Annotated in this window: 1 protein-coding gene; it reads right to left on the bottom strand. The window is 57.0% G+C overall.

All coding sequences use genetic code 11. The features are described 5' to 3' along the window. Positions 1-251 (bottom strand): sigma-70 family RNA polymerase sigma factor (locus P7F28_RS10250; protein ID WP_277184383.1); only part of this gene is annotated, 251 nt, incomplete at both ends.

Raw genomic sequence — 251 nt, 5'->3', positions numbered from 1 at the left:
CAGGATGCGCCTCCTGGCCGGTCTGTTGCAGAATCTCGCGCGAAATCCGATTGAGCTTGTTGATCGATTCGATCATATGCACCGGCACGCGAATCGTGCGCGCCTGATCGGCAAACGAACGCGTCACCGCTTGCCGCACCCACCATGTCGCGTAGGTGGAGAATTTCCAGCCGCGTCGATACTCGAATTTGTCGACGGCTTTCATCAGGCCGATATTGCCTTCCTGAATCAGATCGAGGAAGTGCATGCCG

The sequence above is a fragment of the Caballeronia sp. BR00000012568055 genome, assembly GCF_029439455.1.
Taxonomy (GTDB): domain Bacteria; phylum Pseudomonadota; class Gammaproteobacteria; order Burkholderiales; family Burkholderiaceae; genus Caballeronia.
Note: the sequence above shows the minus strand (reverse complement) of the source record. Positions and strands in the feature narration are given on the sequence as shown.